Genomic DNA, 25,803 nt, shown 5'->3' with positions numbered 1-25,803 from the left:
CTCGTCCATGAAGGAGGGGATTGAATGCAGCAGGAGCCGGTCGTCCGGATTCAGGGCGTCAGCAAAATCATATCCTCCCGATCATTGGTCAGCGACCTGACTCTGGATATTTCTCCGGGGCAGGTTTTTGGTTTTTTAGGACCTAATGGCGCGGGGAAAACAACGACGATCCGAATGATGGTTGGACTGATGTCCATCAGTAAGGGTGACATTTTAATCTCGGGACACAGTGTGAAGAATGAGTTCGAGCAGGCGGTAGCGCAGGTAGGAGCCATTGTGGAAAATCCGGAGATGTACAAGTTTCTGACCGGGTATCAGAATCTCGTACACTTTGCCCGCATGTCACCTGGAGTGACCAAAGAACGAATTGCGGAAACGATTGAGCGTGTCGGGCTTACCGCCCGTATTCACGATAAAGTCAAAACCTACTCACTGGGCATGCGCCAGCGTCTGGGTGTCGCGCAAGCGATATTACATAAACCGAAGCTGCTCGTACTGGATGAGCCAACTAATGGGTTGGACCCTCAGGGCATACGGGAACTGAGAGATTATTTGCGTGAGCTCACCCAAGAGGAAGGCATTACGGTCTTCGTCTCCAGCCATTTGCTGTCGGAGATGGAACTGATGTGTGATACGGTGGCTATTATCCAGAACGGCAAGTTGATTGATGTAAGAAACCTTCGAGCTGAAACGGGTGCGGATGCATTAATTGAAGTTGCTTTTGAAGTGAATGATGCAGAACGCGCTGCGAGCCTGATTCAGGGTGCAACTGCACAGGGCAATGTGCTTGTGGCACGGGTGTCTCGTGAGCAGATTCCAGATATCAATGCCAAGCTGGTTAGCGAAGGGTTTCAGGTATACGGTATTCGTAACGTGACTCATACCCTGGAAGAACAATTCTTGCAAGTCACTGGGGGTGGAGGCATTGGGTAGTTTTGGTAATCTGATATTGAATGAAAATATGAAAATATTCCGTCGTCCACGTACCTGGATCATGTTATCCATTCTGGTGCTGATCTCACTGTTAATGCCCGTGTTATTGCGAGAAGGAATGGGTTCCGCTGGTGTTCCATTCTGGGAAGCGGCTGTAACCACAGTTCAGATTGTATTCTTTCTGAATACGATCTTCTGTGTTGTGATTGCAGCGGAAGCGGTCGCGGGCGAATTTACTTGGGGAACAATCAAACTGCTGCTTATTCGTCCATGGTCACGAAGCAAAATTCTGGCTTCCAAGTACCTCACTGTGATCATCTTCAGCATTTTGAGTACTCTGGTTGTTATTGTCATGGCAACAGGGATGTCCTATCTGCTGTTTTCGCATGATGCTCCTTCGGGGAGTGGCAATGCACTAACGTTATGGGGATATTTGTACGTTGATCTGTTCATTACACTTGCGATTGCCTTCATGGTGTCGTCCGTATTCCGTTCAGGCGCACTTGCAATTGGCTTATCCCTGTTCATTATGTTCTCACAAAGTATCTTCTCACTCATATTTAATCCGGCCCGTTATGAGTGGGCCAAGTATGTTCTATTCAACAACATGGACCTTAGCAAATACATGAGCTCGGGAGCGGATTTTGCGCTTATGGGTGGTCCGAGTGCAGGAATGACACTTGGTTTCTCCATTGCAGTCCTGGCAGTGTATTATGTTATTTTCATGGTGATTTCCTGGGTTGTATTCAGCAAAAGAGACGTGGCAGGCTAACGCCTGCTTCTTTTTTTTGCTCCAATGCTGTCTTGGTAAGAAAACAGTGTATAATCAGCATCGCCTGTGGCATGACTGTCATTTAAGGGTAATTAGTACCAGTAGCGTTTTTCATAATTCGAATTTCATCGCTCACGGGTACAAGATATAGACGAATAGGATCATTTCGATCTCTATCTTGCTGATTGGAAGACGCTCAGGGGATTTATGAAAAAAGCTCTCATGACTAGATATACATATGAACGCCGCAGTCACTTTGGCCGAGCAGCGCATGGAGGGATCACGTTCCTTGATTAACAACAAGTTCTACCGCATATGTACAGCAATTATTCTGTTGCTGCTCATTGTGTACCTGGGGGATAAAGTAAACTTTATTTTCAGCCCCCTGACCTCACTAATTCACATTATTATCATTCCGCTGCTGATTGCGGGTTTCTTCTATTATCTGCTGCGACCGCTCGTTGATTATATGGAAAGGCATAAGATTAAGCGTGCATTGTCAGTTCTGATTATTTATGTCGTGACTGCACTGATGATAGCAGGTTTTAGTGTACTGGTATGGCCTTCATTGAGAGAGCAACTGCTGAATTTTGTGGAGAATGCTCCAGTATTGGTTACTTCGCTCAGTGATCAGTTGAATGCACTTGAGAAGAGTAATTTTGTTTCCAGATACCTGCCTGATGATTCCAATCTATTCTCACGAATATCCGATGTTCTGAGCCAAGGGATCACTTCGGTAACCGATTATGTCTCCGGGTTATTCTCCGTGGTATCGAATCTGGTTATTATTCTGGCGACGTTCCCGATTATGCTGTATTACATGCTTAAGGAAGGTAGCAAGTTTGGAACGAATCTGACCTTATTGTTGCCAAGGCATTATCGGAAGGATGGGGAAGAAACCGTCCATGAGATCGATGAAGCACTAAGCAGCTATATTGTTGGCCGGGTCATTGTTAATGTTGCTCTGGGGATTCTGATGTACATCGGTTTTCTTTTCTTAGGTTTGCCTTATGCATTGCTGCTGACGGTTGTATCCATTATTCTGAACTTCATCCCTTATGTGGGTGCATTGCTGGCAGCTATTCCGGTTGTCATTGTCGCGTTTATTGAATCCCCTTCGATGGCGATCTGGTCACTGGTGATTATTGTGATCGCACAGCAAATTCAGGATAACCTGATCTCACCTTACGTTTATGGCAAACAGCTTGATATTCATCCTCTCACTACCGTTATTCTATTGCTCGTGGGTGCCGATCTGGGGAATATCCTGGGCATGATTATCGTTATTCCGTTGTATATGATTCTGAAAATTATCGTTCGCAAAATCCATTATCGGATTGTCGAAGATAAGACATAGATAAGCTCACTAGGATAAGCCGCATATCAATGGTGATGGGTCAGGTAAGTTGGCCCTCACGATGGATATGCGGCTTTATTTTTTATTTTCATTTTTATTGCTCACTTATGTTATAGCTGTTATACTTGATATATAACAGATAACAAAAAGAAGGTGAACCCTTGATTATTCAACTGGATATGCAATCCGAACTTCCCATCTATTCGCAACTTGTCTATCAAATTATTGAAGGCATTGCTAGTGGCGAGTTACAGCTAGGTGAGGCGTTACCATCGGTTCGGAATTTGGCCGCAGATATTGGTGTTAATCTTCATACGGTCAACAAGGCTTATACACTACTCAAGCAAGATGGATACATTCTAGTTCATAGACAAAAGGGAGTTGTGGTGAACCCTGATGGAATGCCTGAGCTAACGGATGATTTTTTGAAAAAGCAACAAAGAGAATTAAGACCGATTATTGCCGAAGCGATCTGTCGCGGAATGACCAAAGAGGAACTATCTGCGGTGTTAGCCCAAATGTATGATGATGTGAAGATGGGTTACAACAAAGAATAAAGAATCGAGGGAGTGTGTTATGTATGCAACTATTTAGTATATTACCTATCATTTTAATCTTTGCTCCATTAGCCGTACTTCTATCTTTTGCACCTTATGTGACAAGGGAAACCATCAGCTTTGGGGTTACGGTAAGTCAATATAATTACTACACACCCGTCTTACGTAAGCTACGGAGAACGTTTGCTATAGTAAGTCTGATCGGAAACGGGATGGTTATTCTTGCCTGTCTGTATTTACTCCGATCTGCCAATGAAGAGTCTACCGCAATGATCACCGGTGTTTGCACAGTGCTGTTCATTGTATACTGGGTAGCACTACACATCTTATTTCATTTCAAGATGAAAAAGATAAAAGGAACACTTGCAACTGTAGATGCACCTCAACGGGTTAAAATCGATACCACCTTCCGTCAAAATAAACTCACCTATTCCAACTATTGGTTTCTCATTCACATTGCTATTATCGTAGCCATTGCGATCATTTCAATCCTGAATTACAAGGTACTCCCTAACGTCATTCCAATGAAATATGATCTTCAGGGCAATGTCATTTCCAGTGCGCCTAAAACCTACCTCTCGGTACTGGCTATTAATCTTGTGCAGCTAGGCATCATTGCACTTATGATATTGGTGAACTGGAGTATCAAAACAAGCAAACAACAGCTTACCGCGTCTAACTCTGCCCAATTTGCTGCTGAAAATATTCAATTCCGCCGTAAATGGTCCCTATTTACGATCATAACAGGCTTGCTTCTTACCATCTTATTTACCTTCATTCAGATAAATATGTTCGTTCCTAACCTGGCCTTGTTAACAAGTATGAGCTTCATCATCCCTGTGTTGATCGTGTTAGGCGCTGTATGGCTGTCTCTCACAGGCAGACAAGGCGGCGGGAAAATTCGTAATCATCAGGGAGATCGCGAACGATCCAAGGAACAGCCTGTGAATGATGATGATTATTGGAAGCTTGGTTTTATTTACTTCAATGCCAATGATCCTTCTTTTACCGTAGAGAAACGATATGGAATAGGCTGGACGATTAACTTCGCTCATCCACTATCTTGGGTTCTGTTGTTATTTATCATTGCTATTGTTGTTATAAGCAGAGTTCTGAGCCAATAAAAGCTCATAGAGCTATGCATATTATAAAAATGATTTGGAGGAAATATGACGATGACCAATTGGAAAAAGCTACTCCTGTCTCTTAGTTTCGTATGTCTCATCCTGCCCGTGACATCGATCTCAGCAGCTGCTGAAGAACACGCTGGGAATGAAAATCTGGTTCCTATTCGTGAGATTGCAGAACAGAATGGTGCAGAGGTATCTTGGCAACAAAAAACAGGACAGATCACGATACGCAAAAATGAACTTATTATTGTAGCTAAGGTAGGGGAGAAACAGGCGATAGTGAATGGGCAAGTCGTACCCATAAGCAATCCTGTTCGGTTAACGAAAGGGGTTACCTTCATGGATGAAGGATTTCTTAACGAGACTCTGAAGACATCAACTGAGGATCGGTTCATTTCACTTATAAGTGAGGGCAATGGCAAGGAAGCTGCGAAGTATGTTCATAGCTCTGTGAGTGGAGGGTTGTCTCCTGCGTTGTTGAGTCAGTTATGGACAGCATTAGAAGGACAAAATGGTAAAATCACAAATAAAGCCATAGCTAAACACGTAGAAAATAACACCGTGCATCGCAATGTCACCTACACGTTCAAGACAGAGCTTACTCGTATTAATATTACGGTCAGAATGAATGATAATGGACTTGTGGATGACTTGCATATTGCCGCCGCTACTCCAGATGTGTATCAAAAACCAAGCTACGACGACCCATCTGCGTACATAGAACAAGACATAACGGTGGGTCAGGGCGATTTAGCTTTACCAGGAACATTAACATTGCCCAAAGGAGAGGGGCCTTTCCCGGTTGTCATTCTGGTACACGGTTCTGGGCCTAGCAATCGAGACGCTGCCATTGGTGGGGCGAAGCCATTCCGTGATCTTGCGGTAGGTTTAGCTTCACAAGGCGTTGCCGTATTAAGATACGATAAGGTCACGTATGAGCATACCTATAAGGTCGCTTCACAGCCTAAATTCACGTTAAAACAAGAAAGTGTAGATCAGGTAGCCGATGCAGTAGATTTGCTTAAAAAGAATTCAAATATTGATCCTACAGCCATTTTTGTGGCTGGACATAGTCAAGGCGGGTTTGCAGTACCGTTGATCATTGCTGACGATAAGCAGCATGATCTTGCAGGGAGCATTCTGCTTGCTGCGCCAAGTAGCAGCTTTGCGGATGTGCTTATCGAGCAGCAGGACGAATTGGTAGACCGGATGGAGCGGCTAGGTTTAGACACGAAGATCATCAAAGAACAGGCTGCTTTTTATAAAAATGCTGCTGCGATCGTCAAAGATCCTCAATACTCTATAGATCATCTTCCTGAGGCATTTCCACTTCAACCTGCTTATTGGTGGTTTGAGCAGAGAGATTATGTGCCTGCGGAATTGGCTAAAACACAAAATACTCCTATGCTTGTTATACAAGGCGAAAACGATGTGCAAGTGTCTATGAATCAGTTCCAAACCTGGAAATCGGCTCTTCAAGGTCATTCCAATGTAACGTACAGTAGCTATCCAAAGGTAAATCATCTTTTATCCAGCTATGATGGACTTTCGATTGGTCAAGAGTACGCTGAGCCGTCTAATGTCTCCAAAGCCATTATCGATGATATAGCGAATTGGGTATTAAAATGACATGGAGAAGAGTAACACATTGAGCCTAAAATAAACAAAAAAGAGGAGCACTTGCCAATGCAGGCAGGTGCTCCTCTTTTTTGTTTATGAATGTGCTTTATTTAACCCGATTGGACTCTTTGTCGTCTTCATCGGTGTAATCAGACATCGTCAATGGTTCCTTGGGGACAATAGCCACTTTGTAGAACCGATTCTTGTCTTTTTCCAGCAAAACAAAAGTAAGATTCTCGAACTCATATTCTTCCTGTTCGTTCATCTCGGGACGATGACTGTAGAGCCATCCACCAATGGTGTCCCACTCATCTGCATCCAGGCTAGACATAAACATGTCGTTCACCTTCGATAAGGAAACCTTGCCATCCATAATGACATAGTTCTCATTGATGACCTGAATATCTTCCACTTCGTCTGCGTCGAACTCATCGCGGATCTCACCGACAATCTGTTCAAGCACATCCTCGATGGTTACAATTCCGGATGTTCCTCCATATTCATCCACCAGCACGGCGATGTGCACGCCATCCTTCTGCATTTTCTTGAGCAAGTCCTTTACAGGAGTTGTTTCGTGAACAGCGGATACAGGCTGAATCAGGGAAGACAGATCGACAGGCTCATCATTTCCGTATAGTTCCAGGAAGAATTGCTTCGTATTAATGATACCGATAATATCGTCTTTGCTCTCATTAACTACTGGAAAACGGGTATACTGTTCTTCACGAATAATCTCCAGGTTTTCCTCATTCGTTCTATTTACATAAAGGCAGACCATATCGGTCCGGGGTACCATGATTTCTTTGGCTAACATCTCATCAAAAGCAAAAATCCGGCTTACATAACCGAACTCGGCTTGGTTTATTTTACCGTTTTCGAAGCTTTCATTAATAATGATCTGCAACTCTTCTTCAGAGTGAGCATCTTCGTGCTCGGAAGCAGGTTTGATTCCGAACAGTTTCACCAGTTGGTTCGCTGAGCCGTTTAACAGCCAGATAAAAGGATACATAATTCGGTTAAACCAGATGATAGGTGTAGACGTCAGCAGGGCTACAGTCTCTGCTTTGCGGATTGCAATCGTTTTTGGAGCAAGTTCACCAACCACAACATGCAGATACGTGATGGAAGCAAACGCAATAACAAATGATAAGAATGAAGAAACGGCCTCAGGAATTTGCAAGCTTTCGAACACAGGGTGGAGAATCTTCTCTACCGTCGGTTCACCGAGCCAGCCCAGTCCCAGAGAGGTAATCGTGATGCCGAGCTGGCAGGCGGACAAATATCCATCCAGATTGGCAACGGCTTGTTTCACAGCCAGCGCACGCTTGTTTCCTTCTGCAATCATTTGGTCGATCCGGCTTGGACGAACCCGTACCAGAGCGAACTCCACTGCAACAAAAAACGCCGAAAGTCCTATCAAAAACGCAACCAATATTAAATTTAACGCATACCTCTCACTGTCCATTCACTACTGTTCTCCTTTAAGTAATAAGTTTTTAACGAGTATTATATCTAATTTTACGTAAGAAGACCACCTTCTCATGAAGAAAAGAGGAAGAGTCTGGAAGGGACGATGAGCAAATTGGCGCTGCAATGCGGTTCTGTATCATGATTAATCTGATATGTAGAAGGTAACACAGTCATAATATACAACCTGTGATGAGATATTCCGATTACCAGAATCAAGTATGCGGTCTGCTTATGTAAAGTTTTATCTAAGCAAACGTTACGAATAGGGGCTACATTGGGTATCTATGATTAGCTGTATGCATAATCGTCAAAGCTGTGTAAGTGAGAGAACGGCAAGGTCATGAAGCTTGCCACCTAAGGAGGAAGCCGAATGTTCTGGCTGGTCATTATATTAGTCGTATTTATTTTTCAGGCAGCCACGATTCTTTTGCTGGAATTTCGGAATCCGGCTAAAGCTGTGGCTTGGCTGTTTATTTTGTTCTGCGTGCCTTTGATCGGTTTTGTAGTTTATTATTTCGTGGCGCAGGATTATAACAAACGAAAAAAACTCCGCAAGGGTGGATCTCGCATCTTCCGTGAAATGAAGGAAAAGATCTGGGAACAAGCCCACATCATTGGAGATGTCGAACAGATGCCGGGCGATCGTTTTAGCCATCAGCATCGATTGTTTAACCTGTTATCCCATCTGTCCGAGAGCCCGATCACGGGTTGCAACCACAGTACGGTACTCACCAATGGGGAAGAGGCATTTGCGGCAATGCTGAGAGAAATGAAAAAAGCAAAGCACCATCTGCATGTGGAATTTTACATTTTCCGTGATGATGTCATCAGCACTATGTTTCAGGATGTCATGATTCGTAAAGCGCAAGAGGGTGTGAAGGTTCGGTTCATCTGCGACGGTCTCGGCAGCCACAAGATGAAAGGGAGCTTTATCCGCAAACTTCAGGAGGCAGGTGTGGAATTCCATTATTTTCTCCCACCGCTGATCGCTACGATTGACCGCAGAGTAAACTACCGCAATCACCGCAAAATTGTTGTTGTGGATGGACAGGTTGGTTTTGTGGGCGGCATTAACGTAGGTGATGATTATCTTGGACAATATCCAGAGGTGGGTTTCTGGCGGGATACACATGTGCAGATTGAGGGAGACGCCGTATACTTTCTGCAAAGTACGTTTCTTAACGACTGGAAATTGGCTGCTGGTGAGCGCATTACCGAACCCCAGCTTTCAAGCTTGTTTCCTCCCCATATCTGTAGCGGGGAAGAGCGAATTCAGATCCTGGCTAGTGGACCGGATCAGGACTGGGATGCCATTCAGGAGATGTGTTTTGGGGCCATTTCGGTAGCCTGTGACCGGATTTACATTACCACACCTTATTTTATACCTGATCCTGCACTGTATGAGGCACTCAAAACAGCGGCTGTCAGTGGCGTCGATGTAAGAATTATCATTCCGTATCAATCCGATTCAAGGCTTGTGCATCTGGCGTCACTTTCATATGTGGAAGAACTGTTGCGAGCAGGTGTGCAGTTCTTCCAATATCGCAAAGGATTTGTACATGCCAAAGTGATGATTGTAGATGAGTTGCTCGCTACAGTTGGAACAGCCAATATGGATATGCGCAGCTTTTTCTGCAATTTCGAGTTGACGGCTGTCCTTTTCGAGTCCTCATCGATTCAACGTTTGATCACTGACTTTGAACGGGATCTTGGGGAATGCAGTCAGATCGATGGGAAGGTATTTCAGAAGCGTTCACGATGGCAAAAAGGCGCAGAAATGCTTTCTCGGATGCTTTCTCCGCTTCTTTAGCCGATTTAGGGCAGATTTCTGAAGATAAGTTCACTTTTTGTGAATTTATCTTCTTTTTGCTAAGTATTTTGCGCAAATTTGATCTTTTATGATATAATAGATATATAAATTATGTCTTGGCGAAGGAGGGGAGTCTGCGGGAAACAGGCTCCCTTTTGCTCTCTTTTGAAAGTGCAAACCGGGATAAAGACCATTTTGAATCCATTTTATATCGCCTTTAGATGCTTATGCTTGTACAGCCAGGGTACATGTAGAACGCAGTTTGCTGTTTTCTAGAAGTAGATTCATCCTGAGTATTTAAATGATTTATAAAATGGATTCACACACTGATTTAACGGGGGGGATACCATGTCCAATGTAACGGTGAAAGAACTAACAGCGAAGCCAGCTGACCGTGGGGTCAAAAGCTCGGTGTTTACATTAAAGCTGCTGCAACGTATTGTGATGATTCTGATTGGTGCTGCACTAATGGCTGTATCACTTGAAATATTCCTTGTGCCCAATGGCGTAATTGATGGTGGGATTACGGGGATTTCAATTATGGTATCAGAACTTACACATCTGCCACTCGGTGTATTCCTGACTTTGCTCAACCTGCCATTCCTGATTCTGGGATACAAGCAGATTGGTAAAACATTTGCGTTATCAACCCTGCTCGGGATTGTGGTGATGTCCATAGGTACTGCGTTATTGCACCACGTGCCTGCTTTGACACCTGGGGAACCATTGCTTGGAGCCGTGTTTGGGGGGTTGATTCTGGGTGTGGGTGTTGGACTTGTTATTCGTTCTGGCGGTTCACTCGATGGTACGGAGATTGTGGCCATCCTGCTTAGTGAGAAGTCACCATTATCTGTAGGACAGATCGTATTGTTCATTAACGTATTTATTTTTGCAGGAGCAGGATTCCTGTTTGGTTGGCCAAATGCCCTGTACTCCATGATTGCATATTATATCGCGATGAAGATGATTGATATTGTCAATGAAGGACTCGATCAGTCCAAATCGGTATGGATCATCAGTGAGAAGTATCGTGATATCGGTTCAGCCCTGACAGACCGTCTAGGTCGGGGTGTGACTTTCCTGGATGGCGAGGGCGGATTCAGCGGGGACGAGAAAAAGATCATCTTTGTTGTCATTACCCGATTGGAAGAAGCCAAACTTAAGTCCATCGTTGAAGATTGGGACCCGCAAGCCTTTGTGGCGATCGGTAACATTCATGACGTGAAGGGCGGACGTTTCAAGAAAAAAGGCATCCATTAGCGATTTACCCATGCATATATGATAATAGCCGACTCCCTTGTAAGGGGTCGGCTATTTTTTTTTCAAGTGCTTGAGAATCAGTTCAACGGGCTGTGGCTCGACGGATGCAATCAAATCACCGGTATCCTTCAGACGCTCCACAATGTTCATCAGATGGTAATCCTGGATGGAGACGTTGTTTCGAACCTCATCCCAGGTAAGTGGCGTAGATACGGTGGCTCCTGATTTGGCACGAGGTGTATAAGGTGCCGCAAGGGTCTTGCCGCCATAATGTTGGAGGTAGTCAAAATAAATGCGGTCTCCACGGTCTTTTTTCAGTCGTTCCAGTGTGAACAGATCGGGGTGTTTTTGAGTGATATATTTGCCAACAAAATAACCAATATCCCGCAACTCATCAAAGGTTACACCTTGCACAATAGGAACAATAATCTGAACGCCAGTGGCTCCTGAAGTTTTAGGAATGGACCTCAGACCAAGGGAAGTCAAGGTTTCTCCAACGATGAGTGCAGCCTGCATGATCCGTGGCTCATGTTCCTGAGAGGGGTCCAGATCAATCATCCATTCACAGGGCAGCAGGCTTCCGACAGCATGAAGAGAAGGATGGAATTCAAGTGCAGCCAGGTTGCCGAGCCACAATAATTCAGGCAGTCCATTCATTACCACATAACGGATGCCATCGTGCACTTCAGTCCGAACATAATCCGGGACGGGTTCGGGGGCATTCTTTTGGTAGAAAAATGTCCCTCCCGCTCCGTGGGGGTATCTTATGGTGGTTAATAGTCGATTGCTTGTATATGTGAGCAGATATGGAGCTAAAGCTGCCAGCTTTTGCAGATAGATCGCTTTGGTGACACCTGCTTCCGGCCATAACAGCTTGTCCGGGTTCGTTACGGTCAGCTCTGTGCCTTCTATTATGATGGTTCCTTGGATCTTAGGGGCCACACCGAACACCTCCTATACGTAATCTACATACGGACTCATTCATTGAAGAAGCTGATTCGCCAGGCAATCCTCACGGGTTACCTCTGCGAAGGTCTGAATACTGGGATGGCGTAGTGTGCGATGATGCGTCAGTTCCATATATTGCACTTTGACACCTATTCGTGGTTCTACCCAGGTGGTTTCCGCACTGCGTTCGGGTACATTAAGGAACGGTCGGTCCTGCCTAATCAGAGGCTCAACCTGATGGGTGAGTTCACGCCAAGTATTGGAGTTCAGCTTGCCAGTCCCAACATGACCAATATAGACAAAGTTAGGCCCATCATATACGCCAACCGCGATGGCGTTCACAATACCGCTTCGGTACGTGACTCCCCCGATCATGGCATATACATCATGCATGATTTTGACCTTCTGCCAGCGCTGGTCCTTACCCTGTATGCCATAAGTGCTAGTGAGATCCTTGCAGACGATGCCTTCCATCTGATGCTGTCTCATGACCGTAAGCAGGGATGCGGCATCAAGTGTATTGGCGACCTCCTGAACATGGGGAGCGCTGTTAAGAACCTCGTGCAACAGGCGCTGTCGATCTGCCAAAGGTTGATCCGTCACCCATTGTCCCTCATAGAACAGGATATCAAATACCATATACGTGACCGGAATCTGATGTATGGCTTGGGCGATGCCTTCCGATCTGCTCATGCGATCCCGCCGCAGAACGTGATAAAACGAAGGTTTGCCGGTGTCCGGGTCTAGTGCAATTACTTCTCCATCCAAGATATAGGATGCTCCTGAACATAAATTACGTGGTGTGACCAACTCGGGATACTGTGCGGTTCGATCATGTAACCTGCGATTCACCAGGCGAAGCTCATGCCCGTCCTCATAAGCAAGCATACGGACTCCATCCCACTTGACCTGTGCAATCCATTGAGGTCCTGTGGGCAAGGTATCCCTGGAGATGGGTTCGAACGGAATCAGCGGTTTGAACATGGGGGAACTCCTTCCTCGCCCTAATGAGCCGGCGCAGGTTCATTCAGAATTTTGTTATATTTTTTGGAAGCGGGACTTCATATGATGCACCAGAATGAGCAGTAACGGAAGTGCAATACCACAGGTCAGATCCCAATCAATCCAATAGGGAATGATGACCTTGAGATAAAAGGTCTCGTTCGGAGCGATTAGAATAGACATGGAGAGAATAAGCATGGAACCCGGCAGGATCAGAGAACGGTGGCTGGACAGGCGACACAAGTTGGCGAGACCCAGTACAAAACTGTAGAAGAACAGAGCGGCTTTGAAGAAAACAGCGATAATCCAGACCGATGCCATGAAGGCTTCAATGCGTTGCAAAAAATTACCGATATTGATCTTCTGTGAAAGGTTGAATGAGGCGAACCAATGATGCTGGGTCATCGATGGTCCCATGACGAGCAGACACATACTTAGCGTCATTGTGAGTAACAATCCCCCAATCATCCCTGCTAACAGAATGTCTTTTTCCAGATGCGGCTCATTTTTTGTGTAGGGGAAGAGCATCATGAAGATACATAGTTCACAGTAGGGATATGTGAGTACAGCGAAAAAACCTTTAAGTGGATCGAGATACCCCTGCGCTAGTACAGGTTGGATGTTAGCTAATTGTATATGGGGGATTAGACACCCCGTCAGAATAAGCAGAAATAACACGATCAGAGGAAGAAAGACCTCAGCACTTCTGCCCAAGCTCTCCAGACCGGACAGAAGCCCCCAGACAAGCGCACACATGAAAACCAAATGCAGAATCAGTAATGGGGATTCCGGCAAGATCTGGGTAGACATAAAATCGCCAATCTCCCTAATGAACGTTGAGGTGCTGATTAGGAAATAAAAAATATAAAAAGAACCAAACAATGTCCCGATCCAGGGTCCCAATGTTCGAAGGGCATTTTGAATCAGATTCAGCCGGGGATGCATTCTGTAGGCAATAAGCATAATGAAGAGTATTCCAAGGCCCCCTGCGACTCCCAACAAGGCTGATAACCAGGCATCCTGATGAGCATAGGATGTGATCATGGAAGGGAAGACGAGAATTTGCTCCCCGATGGTGCACAGGAACATAAGTGAAGCGAGCTGTCTAACAGTCAAACGTCCCTTTTCGATCATGAGGTATCTCCTTAACAGATCATGTCTATGTATTGGTTAGAATGCACCAATTGTGCCAGTTTTATAAAAGCCAATGTAAAAAGCCCGTGCAGCTGATCTCTCTGTGATGTAGAGAAATCAGTTACCCGGGCTTATTAACATGTGGTTAAGCAATCATATTGTATTATAACGGCTACATAGAATCAGTTCGCAGTTGTCAGACGTATACGAATATTCTGTGGGTCTACCGTAAACCAAGTGTCCTCTACTGGTGTAACGACTGTACCAGATTGACGTAATTGTTCAAGTGCCTGTTCCAATTGTTCCTTGGTGGCGTACACAATGGTGAAGTAATCAATTCCTGTAGCGTTATCTGGATTGACAGGTGCATGTACTCCTGCCCAGATATTGAGTCCCAGATGATGATGATAGCCGCCTGCGGATACAAATAGTGCTGACATGTTGGCGAAGTTACCCACGATATCAAAACCGAGTATGCCGGTGTAGAAGTTGCGGGCTTCTTCCAGGCTGCGGACGTGCAAATGAACGTGACCGATAACTGTGCCAGCAGGCAGACCTTGCCAAGGTTCATTCTCCGATATGGCAAACAGGCTTTCCACATCAACCGGATCACTTGCCATCACGTAGTTATTGTCGCTATCCCGTTTCCAGGTATCACGTGCGCGGTCAGCATAGATCTCAATTCCGTTCTGATCAGGATCGGAGATATAGAAGGCTTCACTGACCAAGTGATCGCCTTGACCGATATCGATACCGGATGCAGCCAGATTACGAAGAGCGAGACCAAGGGACTTGCGGTCAGGCAGCAGAATGGCGAAATGATACAAGCCAGCGTGTGAGCGTTCCGGCAGGGTAATGCCATCCGTGAGCTCTTCCAATCGCAGCAGGGAATGTTTTCCATCGGCTGTCAACGTTGCCACGTTGTCACTCCGCTCCAGTAATTTCAATCCAACTACATCGGTATAGAACTTAATCGAACGGTCCAGGTTCATAATTCGGAGACTCACTTCTCCCAGATGGGTTGTAGCAGGGATCTGATACGTTGTATTCATAATTGTTTCCTCCTGATAATAGATGATATGGGTTCTCGTTTGATTGTGTATATGCGTTGAAAACGGATTATTGAATTGCATGAGGTTGAAGCAGAAGTGCAAGGTGACTGTATATTCATAAATAAGTTACTTTTCATAAGTTAATATAAAATATAAATCAACTTTCGTCAATCGTATTTTGCAATTATAGCTGGAGTTTTATTGACAAAACTGTTCCCAAAGTTCTGTAAAATAAAAAAAATCCGACTGTGAAGCCGGATCGGGAGTAAACATCATGACATGGGTATATAACGGAATTGGTCTTGTCTTAGCCATAGCGACATTCAAACTTTTGGTTTGGGTGTCGCCTTTTTTCTTTTGGCTGGTGCAGGTGTATCGGATTCTCCTCCGGCAACCGCTTGAGCAGGCGTTTTTCTCGGTGCACGTTTCTTCGGCTTGGCCGTTGTTGTCCCAGGGTCAGCCGGAATAGGTTTCACGGCCTCGATACTTGCCTGCAGGGCAGCCATCAAGTCCATTACATTGGCTTCAGGTTTGGCTGGAGCAATCTTGATTTCTTCGCCTGCCACTTTGTGCTGAATGAGATCCAGCAATTTGCTGCGGTAGTCATCGGTGTATTTGCTCGGCTCAAAAGGTGTGGACAATTGATCAATCAATAGCTTGGCCATCGTAAGTTCCTTCTCATTCACGTTTTGCACTTCCGGCAAGTTGGGCACCTGGGAGACAGGACGAATCTCGTCCGGATAGAAAATGGTCTCCATGGAGAGGCAATCTTCCAGCACGCGTATGGCAGCCAGGCTGCTCTTGGAGCGGATGGAGATTTTGGCAATGCCAATTTTGCCGGTATCCCGCATCGCGTTCATCAACAGCTGGTAGGCATTCCCTCCAGCCTGATCGGGCGAAAGGTAATACGTTTTCTGAAAATAAATCGGGTCAATCTCAGTCAAATCAACAAAATCCAGTATGGTGATGGTTTTGCCGGTGGAATCATTCAATGCTTCCAATTCATCTTTCTCGAAGAGTACGAACTTTCCCTTTTCATATTCATAGCCTTTGGTGATCTCTTCCCACTTGACGTCCACTTCACAGGAAGGACATTGACGAACATAAGCGAGCGGGCTGCCGCAGACTTTATGGATATAACGCATGGAGATGTCTTTGTCTTCGGTAGCCGAGAACATTTTGACAGGTACATGCACAAGGCCAAAACTGATTGCGCCTTTCCAGACGGTATGCATAGATCGGCTCCTTTCGAAAATTCTTTTTAGAGGTTGTTCAAAAATCCTCTTGGTACTGAAAACCGGACTTTTTGAACACGGATGTATATTCAATAGTATGGGCATCTGGCGCAGGGGATAATCGTCTTATGGACGAACGAATTCGTATGGTTCGGCGAGACTCGGGGATGATAACAGAAACATGCTTGAATTCCGAGAGGAAGATGGGCATGGGATAGATAGTTATTCTCGCAGAACATATGCCGGGAGGTGCAATATTGAAGAACAGACGTGATGAGGAAGAAGCACACAAGCATGCATTTTCTCCGTATCCTCTTGGGGAAGCCGAAAGCGCTGAAGAATTTTATACACCAGCAACAGATGTGAATTGGGAAGCGGTCACTTCTGAAGAATTGCCCCTTGATCGGGAATCCTTCATGCTTGACATTGACCGGATGGTGAATGAAGGGTTAGGTGGGGGGCAGGTTACGGAAGATAACGGTTATATTGGTGAAAGTACAACAGATAGCATGGTTCGAGAATCACATGATGATCCGGAAGGGGAGTATGAATAAGATGATGGATGCAAAGCGCGCCAAAGCGATCTATGATTCCAAGGATACCATTGCCGTTACGCTGGAGGGAGATCCAGTCTGGATCGAGAATGTGGATGAAGCGAATGGCATGGCGACCGTTCAGGTTGGCAGCAGGCCGGGAAATACCCAGACGGTTCGTGTGGATCGTTTGGAGGAATAGATCCAGGTAGTATATCGTTATTGAGGATTCGGTGAATGAATAAAAACTGAAATATATGCTTGGCACGGCCGGTACCGAGAGGTGCCGGTTTTTGGTTTTGGCTAGGAGTTGTTGCGGGGGAAGAAAGGGACCGATATAATAAGGTTCAAAGTGAACTCAGGCGGCTGGACCGCCAAAGGTGGGGCGAATATTGAATCAGACGCACGAGCAGTGGGTGTATCAATCCCATGGCATTGCAGATACAGAAGCACTTGCTTCCGCACTCGCCAGACAGGCAAACGCCGGCATGGTGATTGCTTTGGATGGTGATCTGGGTGCGGGTAAAACGGCATTTTCGCAGAAATTTGCCTGGCATTTGGGTGTACGTGATGTGGTGAGCAGTCCCACATTCACGCTAATCAAGGAGTACGAGGGGCGTCTGCCTTTATATCACATGGATGTATATCGCATATCGCTGGAAGAAGCGGATGAGCTTGGACTTGATGAATATTTCTATGGAGCCGGAGTCAGTCTGGTGGAGTGGTCGAGTATTATTCCCGAATTGCTGCCGCAAGAGCACTTGCATGTGCAGATTGAAACAACGGGCCTGGAGGATCGAACGATTACACTGGATGGGTACGGCGAGACTTATGCAGCCTTGTGCCGACAGTTCAGACAGAATGGGGTCAAATGATGATGGAAGATTTACAAAAAGAGCCGCGTCAGCGGTTTTTGGCGTTGGATACATCCACCGCAGTAATGGCTGCTGCGATGATGGAAGGTCATGCGCTTCTGGAAGAACGCAATGAACGGGCTGAGCGCAACCATTCGGTACACGTTGTACCGGTGATGGAACAGCTGCTGGCCGCCAGCAGCACACAGCCTGGTCAACTGGACGGCATTGCCGTTGGCGTTGGGCCAGGCTCGTACACGGGCATCCGCATTGCGGTGACCGCGGCGAAGACACTGGCCTGGGCGTGGGATATCCCCGTAGCCGGGGTATCCAGCCTTCAGGCCCTCGCCTGGGGCGGCTGGCACAGCGGCCTTGCCGCCAAGAGGGAAGCTGCGGCAGACGATGCCGCAGCAGGGGCTGGCGGAACGCCATCCGCGGACCAGGGCAGCACAGGTGCTGCCCCAGTCCACTGGATCGTTCCGCTTGTGGATGCAAGGCGCGGTCAAGCGTGCACCGCGCTGTTTGCCTCCGCCGGGAGCGATGCGCCCCGGCGTCTGGCGCCTGATGCCATCCGCAAGATGGACGGATGGCTGGAAGCCCTCGCCGCCCGCATGGCGGAGGCGGCGCCGGAAGAGCGGCCCGCAGCCGTCTGGATCGTCGGCGAGACGGGCTCTCATGCTGCGGCAGCGGCGGAGCTTCGCTGCCCCGCAGGAACGGCGCTCCAGCTCGTACCTTATGAGCTGGAAGGCCGCTGGGTTGGGCGCCTAGGCGCCGCCGCGCTGCTTGCAGGTCAGCGTGATGACGTGCATGCGCTGGTGCCGAACTACACCCAGCTGTCTGAAGCGGAAGCCAATCTTCTGCGCAAAGGCTGAAAGAGGTTGTTCAAAAAGTCCGCTTTTGATTACGAAGGATGCCTGGTGGCATCATCAGCATCGATTATGGAATTCAGCCGAAATGTCCGTTGCTCACGTAGTTTTCCCTACGCTCCGCTACTCCATTTCTAGCTTCATCCCATCTTCTCGGTACTGAAAACCGGTCTTTTTGAACACGCACTAAAGGGGGGAAAGCAGATGGACAACGTGGCGAATAATAAGCAGGAAGCATCGCTTCAGTTCAGGTTCATGACACTCGCGGATATTCCCGATGTGATGGAGATTGAACATGAGGCCTTTACCCTGCCTTGGACAGAAGAAGCATTTCAAAATGAATTGACACACAATCATTTTGCTAAATATATGGTGATGGAATTGGAAGGCAAAGCCATTGGTTATGCCGGAATGTGGACGATTATGGATGAAGCCCATATTACCAATATTGCAGTCAGAGGCGCGTATCGTGGACGCAAGCTTGGCGAAAAGTTACTGGATGAATTAATGAGTACAGCGGCTTATCTCGGGATGGAACGAATGACGCTGGAGGTCAGAGTGTCGAACAGCATAGCTCAGCGTTTATATCAGAAAAAAGGGTTTGAATCGGCGGGTCTTCGTAAAGGGTATTACTCCGATAATGGGGAAGATGCGATGATTATGTGGGCGAACTTGCCGTCTGCAGGCCGGAGCGGCGAAGAGGAAGGAAGCGTACTGGATTCATGAACGAACTCAATGAAAAAATAAATTCTGCACCATCCTACATTTTGGCGGTGGAGACAAGCTGTGATGAAACATCGGTAGCTGTAGTCAAGGACGGACGGGAAGTGCTGTCCAATCTGATCTCAAGTCAGATCGAGACGCATAAGGCATTCGGTGGTGTGGTCCCTGAAGTGGCTTCACGTAAACACGTGGAAGTCATTACGTTGATGCTGGAACAGGCGATTGAACAGTCCGGCATTCGTCCGCGTGATCTGAGTGCGATTGCCGTGACGCAAGGTCCGGGACTCGTTGGGGCATTGCTGGTCGGAATCGTTGCGGCCAAAACGCTGGCGATGGCACTCGGCAAACCGCTCATTGGCACACATCATATTGCTGGGCATATCTATGCCAACCGACTTACCCATGAACTTCAATACCCGGCGATGGCACTGGTCGTATCGGGTGGACATACAGAGCTTGTGCATATGGAATCCGAAGGCAAGTTCAAGTTGATTGGTCGTACGCGAGATGATGCCGTCGGCGAAGCCTATGACAAAGTAGCACGTGCATTGGGCTGTCCTTATCCGGGAGGTCCACATGTGGACAGGATGGCGTCTGAAGCGGAGGATGTGGTACCACTACCACGGGTATGGCTTGAAGCAGGTTCATATGATTTCAGTCTCAGTGGTCTAAAGTCTGCTGTACTGAATGCGCTCAATCAGGCTAAAATGCGCGGAGAAACCTTGGAACCATCTGCCGTTGCACGTGGTTTCCAGGAAGCTGTCGTAGAAGTCCTGGTGGAGAAAGCTGTAAGAGCCGTTCGTGAGTATGGTTCAAAACAATTGCTGTTGTGCGGTGGTGTTGCCGCCAACCGGGGATTGCGTTCAGCACTACAGGAGCGTTGCACGAAGGAAGGGCTTGAGCTGTTAATCCCGCCAATGGAATATTGTACGGATAACGCGGCCATGATCGGAGCGGCTGCATATCTGAAATGGCAGCGGGGAGAAATCTCTGAATTTGATGCCAAAGCTGACCCGGGGCTTTCCCTGGAGGCATGGTCCGTTCAGTCCCTATAAACAGGCAGTTGAAGATAAGAGTTGACAGCCTGCATGTGAAGAATGTATATTAGTTACAAATTTAAACAGGAAGTTATTTTCCTGAATGGATAAACGCGATGAACAGGAATAGTAAGGTCGATTCCCGGTTTAGAGAGCTGCGGGTTGGTGCAACGCAGTCGAAGGAAACCTGAAACTCACCTGGAAGCGGAACGATGGAACACGGTGACTCCCCGGGAGAATCCGAAGGCCGATTATGGCTCAAAGTACATGGTTACGGGTTGCCTCCGTGAATGGGCCGTTGTCGGAAGGACCGTTATTACAAGGATTGCCGACAATAACTGAGGGGGCTTTCAGGCTGCTTCAAGTGATCCGGAGGTGCGAAAGCATCTAGGGGTTCTCTTGAATGAACAGGAAGGAAGTCAACAAGAGTGGTACCGCGAAGGTGAACAGCCTGTCGTCTCTTGCATTATTGCATGAGGTGGCAGGCTTTTTTTGATTTTTAAAATAAGGATGAATGAAGTTAGGTCATAGGTTAAATGTGATGAACGGGAGCAGTAGAATGACAAAGCGCTCAGAGAGCTGCGGGGTGGTGCGACGCAGTGGCTTGAGTCATTCGAATCTCGCCCGGGAACGGAGTTGTGGAAGCATGGGGACGATATCAATCGCCCCGTTGTCCTAATGGTCAACGACATGTGTTACACAGCAACGGTTAACCCCCGTTATAGGGTGTTTCTTCGAATTCCAGTGATTTCCAGTGATGTCGTACGTGCACACACATCCAACGGATTTCGGAGACGACGAGGTGGATGGAGTCCGGAGTAAGTCTGGCCCATCAAGCAAGAGTGGTACCGCGGAGGGGAGAATAACCCGCCGTCTCTTATATGAGATGGCGGGTTATTTGTGTTTGCTGCCGGCAGCAGGGTGGGCGTGGGATAAACCATATGGAGATTGAAAAGGGAGAAAGACAGGGGGTAAGTCGACGTACAACCTGTCACAAGCAAGTAGGCTATTTAACAAACGAGCAATGAATATGTAACATCGAGTAAATGAACATGAAATATCAAGTATAGGCACTAAATATACAATAGGCTCTAATGATTACCAAGGACTAAGCTACTAACGACATACGCATTCACAAACAAAATATATAACAACATTGATGGCGATCAGCGGGTGTTCTATGGCTCGTGGATCGTAACAAAAATGAATATAAAATTTGATGGAGGTTGATGAATATGACAACGATTAATAACAAACGCATGATTGAGATTTTTGATACAACGCTGCGCGATGGAGAACAGGCACCGGGAGCGAGTCTGCAACCCGAGCAAAAGATCGAACTGGCACACCAACTGGCATCTCTGGGGATTGACGTCATTGAGCCTGGATTCCCGATCTCCAGTCCAGGTGAGTTCGCGGCGGTTCAGGCGATTTCGAGACAGTTGCAGAACGTGGAGATCTGTGGATTCGCGCGTGCGGTCAAAGGCGATATTGATGCAGCCGTTCAAGCAACAGCGGATGCAGCACGGCGCCGAATTCACCTGTTTATCTCTTCCTCGGATATTCATATAGAGCACCAGCTGCGCCGTCCGCGCAGTGAAGTGGTGGCTACCGCTCGTGAGATGGTATCTTATGCGCGTCAGTTCACGGACATCGTAGAGTTCACTGCTATGGATGCGGCTCGTACCAAGATGGACGATCTGATTGAAATGGTTGAAGTCGCTATTGAAGCTGGAGCGAGTATTATCAACCTGCCGGATACGGTTGGTTATGCTCTGCCACATGAGTATGGCGAGATGTTCCGCTGGGTACGTGAGGGTGCAAGAGGCGGCGATCAGGTTCGCTATAGTGCACACTGTCACAATGATCTGGGCCTGGCCGTAGCGAATAGTTTGGCCGCAATTGCCAATGGGGCTTCCCAGATTGAAGTGACGATCAATGGTATCGGAGAACGGACGGGGAACTGTGCACTGGAAGAGCTGATTATGGCTCTGGAGACCCGGGGAGATGCAATTGGTGCAACGACCAACATTAAGCTGAACCAGCTGTATGAGACTTCTCGTCAGATTAGCCGTGCCATGCACTTCCCGATTGCATACAACAAACCGGTGGTGGGACGTAATGCATTCCAGCATGAATCCGGCATCCATCAGGATGGTCTGCTGAAGAATCGGAGCACTTATGAGATTATGGACCCGGAAGCGCTGGGTATCCCTCGCAGCATGATTATTCTGGGCAAACACTCTGGTCGTCACGCCCTGAAGGATCGGGTTCGCAAATACGGTTTTGAGCCGGATGAGCAACAAATGGAGCAATTGTATGAGGTGTTCAAAGAAACCGCAGACCAGCAAAAAGTGGTCAGTGACGACCAGTTGCTGCAGATGGTTAGCCAGACCATGAATATTCCTGCACAGGATTATGAGCTGGTTGAATTGCAGGTGACGGCGGGCAGCATGACCGATCGAATGGCTGCCGTTCGTATTCGCACAAGTGCGGGAGAGCAATCCTATTCTGCCGTCGGCGGGGGACCCGTGGATGCAACCATTCGTGCGATTGGTCAGAGTATTTCGGATGACATTGCTTTTGTTGATATGGAGATGCATGCCTTGAGTGGTGGAGAGGGTGCAAGTGCGGAGGCTGTAATTACCGTGGAGCGTGCAGGACGTGAGTTCCGGGGAACGGCAACACATAATGATATCGTCATGGCTGCCGGTTTGGCTTATGTGGCGGCTTGCAATGCTGCTGGGCTGAAGGCGGAGCCTTCCGAACATCACGAACAAGCACATGCGTAGATCATCTGGGTCAGATCGTATGTATAGCAGCCATAGTACCCATCGCGATTCGATGTGATCTACATTGTATTAAATGAACAAGGGACAGGCCTTGAACGACAGAGGTCTGCTTTTGTCTTTTTATGGAGGAAGTATGAAGAGAGGGAAAGTCTATTTGTCAAGGTGTGACTATAGTTATCCACATATCCAGTGAAAATTGTGGGTAACTGGGATAAAGTCAAACCAGTGCAGTTTTCGAAACGAAAAGGGTTTAGGGGATAGAACGACTCCTTACTATCCACAAAGTTGTGGATAACGTGGATAACTTGGTGGATAAATATGGTTTTTGTGTGTGAAAGGCTATTCTACCGCTGTATAATTAAGGTTATTAATGTGCTTGCTATCTTGCTTTGCTGTGGATAAGTATGAAAGATGGGCGTATAAAAATATTTCTCCTCATTCGAGTGAATTTGACAAAATCCAAAACAAGTCACCCCAACTTAAACAAAAAGCTGATCCCAGTAAGGAATCAGCCGAGGTACAACTATATTTGTAAGGACTTGTTCAAGCCATGTTTCTCAATTTGGGCTATTCCATAGCTAGTTCTTCCCACTCCTCATACGCCTTGGTGAGCTCTGCCTTGCGCTCCTCCGATTGTTGCTGGAGTTCTTGCAGCTTCATATAATCCTGGTAGATTTCAGGCAGAGCCATCTGCTCCTCAAGCTCTGTAATTTTCGTTTCCAGTTCCGCGATCTGTTGTTCCAGAGCTTCCTGCTTGCGTTGCCGGTTACGTTCTTCACGCTTTGCTTGTTTTTCCGCTTCGAACGAAGCCGCTCCAGATTTTTCGGTTGTTGCTGTACTCGGATCGGATTTGGAAGAGTTCTTAGATGAAGCCTGACGTGCCTCAGCAGCTTCGCGTGCGATGTCCTCAAGCTCCTGTTTCTTCTCCACATAATCATCATAATTTCCGAGATAGTGTTCTGTTCCACCTGGATGAAGCTCGACAATGCGCTCGGCCATTTTGTTGAGGAAGTAGCGGTCATGGGAAATGAACAGCAGGGTACCTTCATAATCCATTAACGCCGCTTCCAGCACCTCTTTGGCAAATAGGTCGAGATGGTTCGTAGGCTCATCCAGAATGAGCATATTGGCTTCCTTTAGCATCAGCTTGGATAGAGAGACACGTGCTTTCTCACCGCCGCTGAGGGAGGAGATTTTTTTGAGCACATCGTCACCGCTGAACAAAAAGTTCCCCAGTACGGTACGAATACGAGCTTCTTCCATCCCGGGATAGGCACTCCACAGTTCTTCCAGAACCGTGTTGGACGGATTGAGCCCTGTCTGTTCCTGATCATAATAGCCAATCTGAACTTTTGTTCCCCATTGGATCTCACCGGTTACCGGACGTAAACTTCCCGTAAGACACTTCAACATGGTGGATTTACCAATACCGTTTGGACCAATCAGTGCAACGGTTTCCCCGCGCCGCAGATCGAAGGATACATTGCGGAACAATGGAGAAGATTCGTCATAAGCGACAGACAGCTGATCCACACGAAGCACTTCCTTGCCGGACATCACGGCGGTTTCGAAGGAAAAATGTGCTTTTTTCAAATCTCCCATCGGCTTATCCAGTCGCTCCATTTTGTCGAGGGCTTTGCGGCGGCTTTGCGCCCGTTTGGTTGTTGAAGCACGTACAATATTTTTCTGGACAAAATCTTCCATCTTGGAGATTTCACCCTGTTGTTTCTCATATTGCTTCATCTGCGTCTCATATTCGGCAGCCTTGAGTTCCATATAACGGCTATAATTGCCCGTATATTTTTTGGAGCGATGCCGTTCGATCTCTACGATGGTCGTTACGAGCCGATCGAGGAAGTACCGGTCATGGGATACAACGAGCAATGCGCCTGAATAACCTCTCAGATAATCTTCCAACCAGGTGAGGGTGGCGATATCGAGATAGTTGGTAGGCTCGTCCAGCATGAGCAGATCGGGTGCCTGAAGCAAAATGCGAGCAAGTGCAAGGCGTGTCTTCTGCCCGCCGCTCAGCGTAGCAATGGGGGTATCCGGCGAAAATTCCCCGAATCCCATCCCGTGCAATACGCTGCGAATGCGGGTTTCCATCTCATAACCGCCATGGTCCTTGAACCAGTCGGAGCGTTTCGCATAACGTTCCAGCAGGTCCGCGTACTTTTTCTCGTCTTCCATCTGGGCAGGGTCGGCAATATCGCGCTCCATCTGACGCAAATCGGCTTCAGCCTGTGTCAGGTGAGCGAACACGTTCATCATTTCTTCCCAGATGGTGCGATCGGATTGCAGCCCGCTGTTCTGGGCCAGATAACCAAGCGTCGTTTCTTTGGATTTGAAAATCTGTCCCCCGTCATAAGACATTTCACCAGCTACAATTTTGAGCAAAGTGGATTTTCCTGCACCGTTTACACCGACAAGGCCGATACGCTCGCGTTCTAATATTTGTAAGTTCACGCCGTCCAGGATTGGATCGACACCAAAACGTTTGATAATTCCGGATACTTGCAGCAGCATAAAATTAAGTTCCTCCATAGGTCCAGTTCTTGATATGACAACTATATCCCAGTTTACATGAAATACAGAGCAATTGCACCGATTGGGAACGCATGGGGCATGTAGTCTTTTTGATCAATCAATGATAAACTGAAAGAAGGCATGTTATTACATGAGGATTTTGCAGAAAATGAATCATTTTAACCTTTTCAA

22 protein-coding genes and 2 other annotated features are annotated in these 25,803 nt (G+C 47.1%); of the genes, 15 read left to right on the top strand and 7 right to left on the bottom strand.

Going from position 1 to position 25,803, the window contains the following annotated elements; genetic code table 11:
- Positions 1 to 24: 24 nt before the first annotated feature.
- The 6 genes from MKY73_RS23155 to MKY73_RS23130 all read left to right on the top strand — a co-directional run bounded on the left by MKY73_RS23155 (position 25) and on the right by MKY73_RS23130 (position 6,378).
- The gene (locus MKY73_RS23155; RefSeq protein ID WP_339303629.1) at positions 25 to 933 is read left to right on the top strand and encodes an ABC transporter ATP-binding protein; all 909 of its coding nucleotides are present in this window, start codon (positions 25 to 27) and stop codon (positions 931 to 933) included.
- Positions 926 to 1,705, top strand: coding sequence for a DUF2705 family protein (locus MKY73_RS23150; RefSeq protein ID WP_339240291.1), 780 nt, complete (start codon positions 926 to 928; stop codon positions 1,703 to 1,705). Before MKY73_RS23155 ends, MKY73_RS23150 begins: the two co-directional genes overlap by 8 nt.
- Before the next feature lie 289 nt (positions 1,706 to 1,994).
- Positions 1,995 to 3,062, top strand: coding sequence for an AI-2E family transporter (locus MKY73_RS23145; RefSeq protein ID WP_339303628.1), 1,068 nt, complete (start codon positions 1,995 to 1,997; stop codon positions 3,060 to 3,062).
- 161 nt (positions 3,063 to 3,223) lie between these two features.
- Complete coding sequence (locus MKY73_RS23140; protein WP_339303627.1) at positions 3,224 to 3,619, top strand: GntR family transcriptional regulator; 396 nt, start codon at positions 3,224 to 3,226, stop codon at positions 3,617 to 3,619.
- A 23-nt stretch (positions 3,620 to 3,642) separates the two neighbouring features.
- Entirely contained in the window at positions 3,643 to 4,743 is a 1,101-nt protein-coding gene (locus MKY73_RS23135) for a DUF5808 domain-containing protein (RefSeq protein ID WP_339303626.1), read from the top strand.
- Between the two features lie 51 nt (positions 4,744 to 4,794).
- Positions 4,795 to 6,378 (top strand): alpha/beta fold hydrolase, encoded by a 1,584-nt coding sequence (locus MKY73_RS23130; protein ID WP_339303625.1) that lies wholly within the window; start codon positions 4,795 to 4,797, stop codon positions 6,376 to 6,378.
- A gap of 97 nt (positions 6,379 to 6,475) precedes the next feature.
- Here MKY73_RS23130 and MKY73_RS23125 read toward each other — a convergent pair whose 3' ends face one another.
- Positions 6,476 to 7,834, bottom strand: a complete 1,359-nt coding sequence (locus tag MKY73_RS23125; protein WP_339240298.1) for a hemolysin family protein — start codon at positions 7,832 to 7,834, stop codon at positions 6,476 to 6,478.
- A 375-nt stretch (positions 7,835 to 8,209) separates the two neighbouring features.
- Here MKY73_RS23125 and cls point away from each other — a divergent pair, with 375 nt between their 5' ends.
- Together cls and MKY73_RS23115 are read left to right on the top strand one after the other, a co-directional pair.
- Positions 8,210 to 9,649: a cardiolipin synthase gene (gene cls, locus MKY73_RS23120; RefSeq protein WP_339303624.1), complete on the top strand. Its 1,440-nt coding sequence runs from the start codon at positions 8,210 to 8,212 to the stop codon at positions 9,647 to 9,649.
- 348 nt (positions 9,650 to 9,997) lie between these two features.
- Entirely contained in the window at positions 9,998 to 10,909 is a 912-nt protein-coding gene (locus tag MKY73_RS23115) for a YitT family protein (protein ID WP_339303623.1), read from the top strand.
- Between the two features lie 51 nt (positions 10,910 to 10,960).
- Here the strand turns inward: MKY73_RS23115 and ligD are convergent, their stop codons facing one another.
- The 5 genes from ligD to MKY73_RS23090 all read right to left on the bottom strand — a co-directional run bounded on the left by ligD (position 10,961) and on the right by MKY73_RS23090 (position 16,280).
- Positions 10,961 to 11,851, bottom strand: a complete 891-nt coding sequence (gene ligD / locus MKY73_RS23110; RefSeq protein WP_339303622.1) for a non-homologous end-joining DNA ligase — start codon at positions 11,849 to 11,851, stop codon at positions 10,961 to 10,963.
- A gap of 39 nt (positions 11,852 to 11,890) precedes the next feature.
- On the bottom strand, positions 11,891 to 12,841 hold the full coding sequence (locus MKY73_RS23105) for a DNA ligase (protein ID WP_339303621.1): 951 nt from the start codon (positions 12,839 to 12,841) through the stop codon (positions 11,891 to 11,893).
- Between the two features lie 54 nt (positions 12,842 to 12,895).
- Positions 12,896 to 13,993, bottom strand: coding sequence for an endospore germination permease (locus MKY73_RS23100; protein ID WP_339303620.1), 1,098 nt, complete (start codon positions 13,991 to 13,993; stop codon positions 12,896 to 12,898).
- A 182-nt stretch (positions 13,994 to 14,175) separates the two neighbouring features.
- On the bottom strand, positions 14,176 to 15,045 hold the full coding sequence (locus MKY73_RS23095) for a VOC family protein (protein WP_339303619.1): 870 nt from the start codon (positions 15,043 to 15,045) through the stop codon (positions 14,176 to 14,178).
- 323 nt (positions 15,046 to 15,368) lie between these two features.
- Positions 15,369 to 16,280: a Ku protein gene (locus tag MKY73_RS23090; protein ID WP_339303618.1), complete on the bottom strand. Its 912-nt coding sequence runs from the start codon at positions 16,278 to 16,280 to the stop codon at positions 15,369 to 15,371.
- A gap of 257 nt (positions 16,281 to 16,537) precedes the next feature.
- Here MKY73_RS23090 and MKY73_RS23085 point away from each other — a divergent pair, with 257 nt between their 5' ends.
- The 7 genes from MKY73_RS23085 (at position 16,538) to MKY73_RS23055 (ending at position 23,085) form a co-directional block, all read left to right on the top strand.
- Complete coding sequence (locus MKY73_RS23085) at positions 16,538 to 16,834, top strand: hypothetical protein (RefSeq protein WP_338592010.1); 297 nt, start codon at positions 16,538 to 16,540, stop codon at positions 16,832 to 16,834.
- 4 nt (positions 16,835 to 16,838) lie between these two features.
- Entirely contained in the window at positions 16,839 to 17,015 is a 177-nt protein-coding gene (locus MKY73_RS23080; RefSeq protein ID WP_026081228.1) for an H-type small acid-soluble spore protein, read from the top strand.
- Between the two features lie 190 nt (positions 17,016 to 17,205).
- Positions 17,206 to 17,688, top strand: a complete 483-nt coding sequence (gene tsaE / locus MKY73_RS23075) for a tRNA (adenosine(37)-N6)-threonylcarbamoyltransferase complex ATPase subunit type 1 TsaE (protein WP_339303617.1) — start codon at positions 17,206 to 17,208, stop codon at positions 17,686 to 17,688.
- Positions 17,685 to 18,539 carry a tRNA (adenosine(37)-N6)-threonylcarbamoyltransferase complex dimerization subunit type 1 TsaB gene (gene tsaB / locus MKY73_RS23070; protein WP_339303616.1) on the top strand — a complete coding sequence of 285 codons (855 nt, stop codon included), beginning with the start codon at positions 17,685 to 17,687 and terminating at the stop codon, positions 18,537 to 18,539. Before tsaE ends, tsaB begins: the two co-directional genes overlap by 4 nt.
- Positions 18,540 to 18,737: 198 nt before the next feature.
- On the top strand, positions 18,738 to 19,259 hold the full coding sequence (rimI, locus tag MKY73_RS23065; protein WP_339303615.1) for a ribosomal protein S18-alanine N-acetyltransferase: 522 nt from the start codon (positions 18,738 to 18,740) through the stop codon (positions 19,257 to 19,259).
- Complete coding sequence (gene tsaD / locus MKY73_RS23060; protein WP_339303614.1) at positions 19,256 to 20,311, top strand: tRNA (adenosine(37)-N6)-threonylcarbamoyltransferase complex transferase subunit TsaD; 1,056 nt, start codon at positions 19,256 to 19,258, stop codon at positions 20,309 to 20,311. The genes rimI and tsaD overlap by 4 nt, the downstream gene beginning before the upstream one ends.
- 89 nt (positions 20,312 to 20,400) lie before the next feature.
- Positions 20,401 to 20,758 (top strand) — a binding site (T-box leader).
- 67 nt (positions 20,759 to 20,825) lie between these two features.
- Positions 20,826 to 21,174, top strand: a binding site (T-box leader).
- A 354-nt stretch (positions 21,175 to 21,528) separates the two neighbouring features.
- A complete protein-coding gene (locus MKY73_RS23055; RefSeq protein ID WP_339303613.1) occupies positions 21,529 to 23,085 on the top strand; it encodes a 2-isopropylmalate synthase in 1,557 nt (518 codons plus the stop codon).
- 567 nt (positions 23,086 to 23,652) lie between these two features.
- Here MKY73_RS23055 and MKY73_RS23050 read toward each other — a convergent pair.
- Positions 23,653 to 25,611, bottom strand: a complete 1,959-nt coding sequence (locus MKY73_RS23050; RefSeq protein WP_339303612.1) for an ABC-F family ATP-binding cassette domain-containing protein — start codon at positions 25,609 to 25,611, stop codon at positions 23,653 to 23,655.
- Between the last annotated feature and the right edge of the window lie 192 nt (positions 25,612 to 25,803).

It is taken from the genome of Paenibacillus sp. FSL R5-0519 (genome assembly GCF_037974275.1).
In the GTDB taxonomy this organism is placed as follows: Bacteria; Bacillota; Bacilli; order Paenibacillales; family Paenibacillaceae; genus Paenibacillus.
The sequence above is the reverse complement of the archived record's forward strand: the minus strand, read 5'-3'. Positions and strand labels throughout refer to the sequence as shown.

Excerpts from the sequence above, each read along its gene's own strand:
- MKY73_RS23155 (WP_339303629.1), top strand. The coding sequence starts at position 25 with ATGCAGCAGGAGCCGGTCGTCCGGATTCAGGGCGTCAGCAAAATCATA.
- MKY73_RS23135 (WP_339303626.1), top strand. The coding sequence starts at position 3,643 with ATGCAACTATTTAGTATATTACCTATCATTTTAATCTTTGCTCCATTA.
- MKY73_RS23130 (WP_339303625.1), top strand. The coding sequence starts at position 4,795 with ATGACCAATTGGAAAAAGCTACTCCTGTCTCTTAGTTTCGTATGTCTC.
- MKY73_RS23125 (WP_339240298.1), bottom strand. The coding sequence starts at position 7,834 with ATGGACAGTGAGAGGTATGCGTTAAATTTAATATTGGTTGCGTTTTTG.
- cls (WP_339303624.1), top strand. The coding sequence starts at position 8,210 with ATGTTCTGGCTGGTCATTATATTAGTCGTATTTATTTTTCAGGCAGCC.
- MKY73_RS23115 (WP_339303623.1), top strand. The coding sequence starts at position 9,998 with ATGTCCAATGTAACGGTGAAAGAACTAACAGCGAAGCCAGCTGACCGT.
- MKY73_RS23105 (WP_339303621.1), bottom strand. The coding sequence starts at position 12,841 with ATGTTCAAACCGCTGATTCCGTTCGAACCCATCTCCAGGGATACCTTG.
- MKY73_RS23100 (WP_339303620.1), bottom strand. The coding sequence starts at position 13,993 with ATGATCGAAAAGGGACGTTTGACTGTTAGACAGCTCGCTTCACTTATG.
- MKY73_RS23095 (WP_339303619.1), bottom strand. The coding sequence starts at position 15,045 with ATGAATACAACGTATCAGATCCCTGCTACAACCCATCTGGGAGAAGTG.
- MKY73_RS23090 (WP_339303618.1), bottom strand. The coding sequence starts at position 16,280 with ATGCATACCGTCTGGAAAGGCGCAATCAGTTTTGGCCTTGTGCATGTA.
- MKY73_RS23080 (WP_026081228.1), top strand. The coding sequence starts at position 16,839 with ATGGATGCAAAGCGCGCCAAAGCGATCTATGATTCCAAGGATACCATT.
- tsaB (WP_339303616.1), top strand. The coding sequence starts at position 17,685 with ATGATGATGGAAGATTTACAAAAAGAGCCGCGTCAGCGGTTTTTGGCG.
- rimI (WP_339303615.1), top strand. The coding sequence starts at position 18,738 with ATGGACAACGTGGCGAATAATAAGCAGGAAGCATCGCTTCAGTTCAGG.
- tsaD (WP_339303614.1), top strand. The coding sequence starts at position 19,256 with ATGAACGAACTCAATGAAAAAATAAATTCTGCACCATCCTACATTTTG.
- MKY73_RS23055 (WP_339303613.1), top strand. The coding sequence starts at position 21,529 with ATGACAACGATTAATAACAAACGCATGATTGAGATTTTTGATACAACG.
- MKY73_RS23050 (WP_339303612.1), bottom strand. The coding sequence starts at position 25,611 with ATGCTGCTGCAAGTATCCGGAATTATCAAACGTTTTGGTGTCGATCCA.